The sequence below is a fragment of the Endozoicomonas sp. ALC013 genome (genome assembly GCF_049310205.1).
Lineage (GTDB): Bacteria > Pseudomonadota > Gammaproteobacteria > Pseudomonadales > Endozoicomonadaceae > Endozoicomonas.
This window is the reverse complement of sequence record NZ_JBLYNS010000231.1, coordinates 1-4849: the sequence shown is the minus strand read 5'-3', so window position 1 is coordinate 4849 and position 4849 is coordinate 1. Positions and strand designations below refer to the sequence as shown.

Here is a 4849-nt window from a genome sequence, read left to right as displayed (position 1 = left end):
AATTTCCTGTGGTTTAAAGTTAGCTTTTTGTGCGTTCACGTCGGGTAATAGTCTGGCCACGGCCTCGTTGAGCTCTTGTGTTCGCTCCTGCCCCTTGTCCACCAGTTTTGCCATGGCCCACAGCAGGTTGGCGATACCCTGAGAATTAAATAGGTCTTGCTGTGTGTTCACGTGGAACAACAGCGCGGCCACGGCCTCGTTGAGCTCTTGTGTTCGCTTCTGCCCGTTGTCCACCAGTTTTGCCATGGCCCACAGCAGGTTGACGACTCCCTGGGCATCAATGTCCCTGGCTTCAGGTTTTTGGTTGCAGATAAATATTATTGCATCCAGTAGCGTTGACAATAAGTTAGCTTGAGTAAGCTTTACACGCTCATCCATGGGGTTATGAGGGGTAAAAACACCCGCTGAAGTCAATGAATGAAGTGTTGTCGTCAGGCTTCGCCAATTCCAACTCCGTGTTGCGGTAAAATTTTGCAGCAAGCGCAGCAGCTGGCTTTGTTCCGCTCGATTTAACGGTCTTTTAGCAGCTGACGTGTATTTTTTAATTGAACTGGCATACAGACCGTGATCTCTCCCATCATAGCGATGACCGAAACGATAAGATTTACTCACCAGGTCATCCATTATTTCCTGTTTGATGAGCGCATTAAAATCCTGAGCAGGGTTTACTGAGCGGTTCTGTAGATGTTGAGAAGAGCGTGTGAAAGAAGAATGGTAAAATTCATTACGCCCGGGGACAGTGCGGGAGGGGTTATCCCATTGCCTGACTGTGGCATATCTATATCGTCCACGCCGTGAAGAAGACGCCTGGCCATTCGGTTGGTTGTCATCATTGCCTGATCTTGCGTATTGACTACTGATACCAGCAGAGCTTCTATCCATAACTGTATTTCATTAATTCATGAGAATATAAAAAGCAGACTGCGGTTCTGTTCAGAAGTTCATTTTGCTGGAATGTTGATCAATGTAAGCAGTGGGAGAAACTCATCTGCTCCTGATGCCAACCATCCGTTATCTTCAACGCATCCGGGACGAAATTCAGGGGTAACAGGTCTTCAACGCTGGTAGAACTTTCCTGGAATGTGAAAACGGTTCCAGGGTCGAAGGGAAGGGATTACTGGCTTTTTTTTCTTCCTCTTGGCTGGTTTGCCGGTTTGTTCTTCGGCGGTTAAGTAACCATGATTTGAGGGTTGCCTGCCTTTATCAGCAGTAATGCGTGCCGCATCTGCCCACCTTCTTTTGAGTGATACAGAGCCATGCCCCTGTGGCGGGATGCCTGTCCTGGTCTTTATTTGATCAATGTATGGTTTCATTAAATCCTGATTCCAAACACTGTTAACCGGAATTTCAATGACCTCAAATCCTGCTTTTTGCAACAGTGCGATTTTCAGCAGAGTCGAACCATTCCTGGTTTTGAAATCACCACCCACGTAATGAGAGGGCCCCTGAACTTCAATCACAATGTTGTGATCCGGCAGTAGCAGGTCAACCGGAGGCAGTGAGTTCAGACTCTTTTCTTCTTCAATCTGCAAAGAGGGAAAGCCTGATTGGAGTTGATCGCGAACCTCGGATTGACGTTTTGACATAGTAGTCTGGTAATGGGGGATGACCGGGCACGCTCTCCCAAGCCAACTGGCGGCCATGGCAATGATGCGTTGATCCTCTTCATTGTCTGAGGATGTATTTACCACACGTGTAAACAGGTCATCCATGTGCTTTTCAAACCAGTTATTGTTATTGGAATCCAGAGACAATCTGGCACAGCAAACCATCACTCCCCAGAGAGAAATCAATATTTCTTGCTGTGAGAGCTGAGGGTTTTCACTGATTCGGTAAACAAGCGATTCAAACATAGAGGTAACCATGTTCAGCTCAACGGACTCACCCAGTTTCGCCGTGGCCCACAGCAGATTGGCGATTTCCTTTGGTTTAAAGTTAGCTTTGTGTGCGTTCACGTGGCGCAACAGCGCGGCCACGGCCTCGTTGAACTCTGATGTCCACTCCCCGTTGTCCACCAGTTTCGCTATGGCCCACACAAGGTTGGCGATATGCTGAGGAATGAACTGATCTTTCTGTGCATTCACGTGAGGCAACAGCGCGGCCAAGGCCTTGTTGAGTTCTGGTATCCACTTCCCGTTGTCCACCCGGTTGTCCACCAGCTTCGCCATGGCCCACAGCAGGTTGGCGATATTCTGGGCATTAAATAGGTCTTTCTGTACGTTCACGTGTTGCAACAGCGCAGCCACGGCCTCGTTAAACTCTGGTGTCCGCTCTTGCCCGCTATCCACCAGTTTCGCCATGGCCCACAGCAGGTTGGCGATATGCAGAGGAATAAATTGGTCTTTCTGTGCGTTCACGAGGGGCAACAGCGCGGCCACGGCCTCTTTGAGCCCTGGTGTCTGCTCCTGCCCGTTGTCCAGTAGTTTCGCCATGGCCCACAGCATGTTGGCGATTTCCTGTGGTTTTAAGTTAGCTTTCTCTGGGTTCACTAACAGCACGGCCACGGCCTCTTTGAGTTGTGGTGTCCACTCCAGCCCGTTGTCCACCAGTTTTGCCATGGCCCATAGCAGGTTGGCGATTTCCTGTGGTTTAAAGTTAGCTTTCTGTGCGTTCACGAAGGGCAACAGCGTGGCCACGGCCTGTTTGAACTGTGGTGTTCGCTCAAGCTCCTTATCAACCAGTTTCGCCGTGGCCCAAAGCAGGTTGGCGATTTCCTGTGCTTTAAAGTGAGCTTTCTGTGCATTCACGAAGGGCAACAGCGTGGCAACGGCCTCTTTGAGCTGTGGTGTCCGCTCCAGCCCCTTATCAACCAGTTTCGCCATGGCCCACAGCAGGTTGGCGATTCCCCGGGCATTAAATTGGTCTTTATGTGTATTTACGTGGGGCAACAGCGCGACCACGGCCTTGTTTAGCTCCGGTGTCTGCTCTTGCCCGTTGTCCACCAGTTTCGCCAGGGCCCACAGCAGGTTGGCGATACCCTGTGGTTTAAAGTTTGCTGTCTGTGCGCTCACGTGGGGCAACAGCGCAGCCACCGCATCGTTGCGCTCTGGTGTTCGCTTTTGCCTGTTGTCCACCAGTTTCGCCATGGCCCACAGCAGGTTGGCGATACCCTGTGGTTTAAAGTTAGCCTTCTGTGCGCTCACATGGGGCAAGAGTACGGCCTCGGCTCTGCTGAGCATCGGTGTTTGCTCCTGCCCGTTGTCCACCAGTTTCGCCATGGCCCAGAGCAGGTTGGCGATTTCCTGTGGTTTAAAGTTACCTTTCTGTGCGTTCACATCGGCCAATAAGCTGGCCACGGCCTCATTGAGTTCTGGCGTCTGTTCCTGCCCGTTGTCCACCAGTTTCGCCATGGCCCACAGCAGGTTGGCAATATGTTGAGGAATAAATTGGTCCTTCTGTGCGTTCATGTGGGGCAACAGTGCGGCCACAGCCTCGTTGAGCCCTGGTTTTCGTTCCTGCCCGCTGTCTACCAGTTTCGCCATGGCCCACAGCAGGTTGGCGACACCCTGGGCACCAATATAGCTGGCTTCAGCTTTTTGGTTGCACTTGAATATTATTGCATCAAGCAGTGTTGACAATAAGGCAACTTGAGTATGCTTAACACGCTCATCTATGGGGTTATGAGGGGTAAAAACACCCGCTGAAGTAAATGAGTGCAGTGTTGTCGTCAGGCTTCGCCAATTCCATTTCCACGTTGCTGTGAAATTTTGCAGCAAATGCATCAGTTGGATTTGTTCCGCTCGATTTAACGGTCTTTTAGTAGCTAACGTGTATTTTTTTATTGAGCTGGCATATTGCCCGTGATTTCTCCCATCATAGTGATCACCGAAACGATAAGATTTACTCACCAGGCCATCCATTATTTCCTGTTTGATGAGCGCATTAAAATCTTGAGCAAGGTTTACCGAACGGCGCTGTAGATTTTGAGGAGGGAATGCACCAGGAGAATGGTAAAATTCATTGTGCCCCGAGGCAGGGCGGGGGGGATTATCCCGATGTCTGACTGTAAACTGTCTATATCGTCCACGCCTTGCAGAAGCGGTATGGTTATCCGGCTGGTTGTCATCACTACCTGGTCTTGCGTATCTTCCACTGATACCAGCAGATGTTCTATGCATAATTATATTTCATTAATTCATGGAAATATTAAAAGCAGACTGCGGTTCTGTGCAGAAGTTCATTTTGTTGGAATGTGAAAACGGTTCCTGGTCGAAGGGCTGTCTCTTAGTCAGATCTCTACACCCTTTGTCATCCGGTAAGTGTGGAGACGGTCTTGCAGTTTCGCCCAGCCATCCCAAACAACTAACCATCCGGGAACGCCTGTTCGTTTAGAGTCACCCAAGGTTGGTTCTTCAGCCAAAGCATCAAAAAGAAGTTGGTTATCACCAATTAAAATTCGGTTTTGTGTTGCTCTGACAACAAACCTTTGACTGTGAGTGGTCTTGTACTGGATATATTCATAAACATCGGCTTCACGATCGCAGACACTAACTACCCTGGTCATTTGGGCACCCAGCCTGTGCTCAATGCTTTCAGAGGACTGCTGCCACTTAAAACTTTCTTTTTTCTTCGTAAGGTCGCTGCTTGCGAGTGTTCCGCTTGCCGCGCTCCCCGTCGTCTCTAATCCAGCGTTGCTGATCAATCAGCCCCATTGTTCGCTCAGTATCAGCATCCAGAAGCAACACTGAGTGAGCCCAAATGCCTCTGGCATTGCTATTTTTTGGTTCACTATATCGCCCAGTCTGACCTGATGGAATGTTTGTAGCTGAGAGTGGTACTGTCTTCAATGGCTAACAAGAGTTGTGCATCGTGTACAGCGAGCGCGGTCGCCTGAAATCCGGCTCTGCAA

The 4849-nt window shown here is 49.7% G+C and carries 3 protein-coding genes; all 3 read right to left on the bottom strand.

Annotation, left to right across the window (positions count from 1 at the left end; all coding sequences use genetic code 11):
* The coding region (locus ACO6V1_RS22350) for a hypothetical protein (protein WP_422468668.1) at positions 1–882 on the bottom strand (882 nt) is incomplete at its 3' end.
* Positions 883–1055: 173 nt separating this feature from the next.
* On the bottom strand, positions 1056–4118 hold the full coding sequence (locus ACO6V1_RS22345; protein WP_422468666.1) for a DUF1601 domain-containing protein: 3063 nt from the start codon (positions 4116–4118) through the stop codon (positions 1056–1058).
* Positions 4119–4228: 110 nt separating this feature from the next.
* Entirely contained in the window at positions 4229–4642 is a 414-nt protein-coding gene (locus ACO6V1_RS22340) for a hypothetical protein (protein WP_422468664.1), read from the bottom strand.
* Between the last annotated feature and the right edge of the window lie 207 nt (positions 4643–4849).

Bases quoted from the DNA above. Each gene is read 5' to 3' on its own strand.
- ACO6V1_RS22345 (WP_422468666.1), bottom strand. From the start codon at position 4,118: ATGCATAGAACATCTGCTGGTATCAGTGGAAGATACGCAAGACCAGGT.